A 2,002-nucleotide genomic window follows, 5' to 3' on the forward strand; every position below is an offset into this window, starting at 1 on the left:
AGGTCCACTGGATCCGCGAAATCACCTACGACGAGGATCGTTCCCAGATCCGCACCGGCACCGGACCCCAAGTCATGGCCGCCCTCCGTAACGGCCGCCATCGGCGCACTCCGCAGCAGCGACATCACCAAACATCGCCGCCGCCAACCGGCATCACGCCCGCGACAGCACCCGCCCACTGGCCCTACTCGATATCACCGCGAGGGACTCGCAACCGTGCACGAGGGTCGTGTGGCAGGCCACAGCCATGTCGGTTGAACGCTAGTGAGTGTTTCCACGTAGTTGTACCGACCAGGTTCGAGCCCGTCGAAGGAGCATCTCATGCCACTTGCGAATGTCGTAGACGATGACTGCATCGCGGCATTGCGACAGTTCTATCAATTCAAGTATGTGCCCGATCTTCCCGATCGCAACCATGTGGAGATGGTGGATGGGCGAATGATTCCTCTGGGGAAGATTGTTCACGACCTGAGCGCGGGTGTTCCGAGTGGCGCGGTTTCCGATAAGCTGAACGAGGCGTTCGACAGGCACGGGATGAGGCTGGTATCTAAAGCGGACGGCTTCTTGCGCATCGACCCGGATGCAGCGCCGCATCCCGCCTGGAGTCCTCAAGAATTTTGCCAGCGCTTCAAAGAGCTCATTGATGGAGATCGGCAGTCCCGCGGAATGCTTCCGGATCCAAGAATAAACCTTGAGCGAGCGGGCGTCGTTCTTCCGCTAGGACGATTAATGAAGGCCCTTGCCGGGCCTTCCGGCCTGAACTCAACGTTCGTTGACGCCGATATGCGAGAATGCTTGAAGCAGAATCTTTATGAGCTAGTGGAGCGTGGTGACGGCAGGGTCGTCTTCGACAGGAATGCTGGGAATCCAGCGCGCGCAATCAAGATGTTCACGGAGCTCACGGAGGACGGCATGATTGACTCTTTTGTCAGTCGTCGGGCCGGCGAAAATCCGGCGCTGAGTATCACGAAAGGAGATGCGCAGGTGCATATTTATCAGTTTCGCGAGAGGCCTGGTGTCGTGGTGTTAAAGTTCCTCGAAGTCGAGAAGCTTGACGGCGAGTACCTAAAAAAATTCGTCGGGGGGAACGAAATCTCGATTGATGACAGCCGTTGGCCAGTAAAACTTGATCGAATTTGTAAAGTCATCCGTGAAGACCTCGTCGCCGACCCCACTGAGCGCAAAATCCTCTTCGGGCACGCCGCAGTTGACCTGGTGAATGCTTCGGTGATTTCCACCCTCCAAGGAATGGTAACCCGAAATCCGCCTGGGGGCGAATCTGCGGAGCGCTGGCAAAGCGAGAGAGCCGAATACGGGCTTAGGCTTACCGCCCGTTTTAACACGTACCGAGAATGCGAAAGGGAAGTATCGGATGTGCGGAATCAAAAGGCTGAAAAACAATCAGAGGAGAGAACGCGGCAGTCGTACCGCAATCTGGGGACGGGTCCAGCAATGACGAGCATCGCCGCTGCGGCCTCGATGGGCAGCGCCCGTCATGGCGGTCATGGCGGAACGTACCGCGAACCGCGGGGCCACGACGTCGCACCGACGCGAGGCAGATCTGAATCTCCGCGGCGCTCGCCGAGCCGGTGACGGCGGCACGGCAACGCCTCAGTCAGGATCGGAAGGCCAACCGGCCTATCTTGATGGAGCCTACTCCAAACTGATCTTGCAGCTCAGGGCGGGTGTGGCAGGCCCGGTTATCGATGGGTGCGAGGCTCCAGGCAGGACAGCTGTCGGCCAAGACTCGAAGCCCGACCGGGATGCTCGCCATGCTGTCCTACCCCGCCACAATTGCGTTGTCCAGCCGGACCCTGAACCACCTCGCCACACGCATCCGCGACCACCGTAAGCAGCGCCGATCCCGGTGGCGGCGCCTTGAGCCCGGCCGACAGGCGCTGCTCTCCCTAGTGCCGTGACCACGAACGTTCACGGTGTTGGATGACACGCCGTCCGGCCTGTCGGCCGGGCGGCGTCGGGGCGGTCAGGCTGTAGCGGTGGC

1 protein-coding gene and 1 pseudogene are annotated in these 2,002 nt (G+C 60.1%); both read left to right on the top strand.

Annotated elements, in window-relative coordinates:
• Positions 1-321 precede the first annotated feature (321 nt).
• A complete protein-coding gene (locus tag ACIBEF_RS32310) occupies positions 322-1,593 on the top strand; it encodes a hypothetical protein (protein WP_396797211.1) in 1,272 nt (423 codons plus the stop codon).
• Between the two features lie 179 nt (positions 1,594-1,772).
• A pseudogene (locus tag ACIBEF_RS32315) lies at positions 1,773-1,910 on the top strand (IS5/IS1182 family transposase); the annotation flags it as partial.
• Positions 1,911-2,002 lie beyond the last annotated feature (92 nt).

The sequence above is a fragment of the Micromonospora sp. NPDC050795 genome, assembly GCF_044456785.1.
Classification (GTDB): Bacteria; Actinomycetota; Actinomycetes; order Mycobacteriales; family Micromonosporaceae; genus Micromonospora.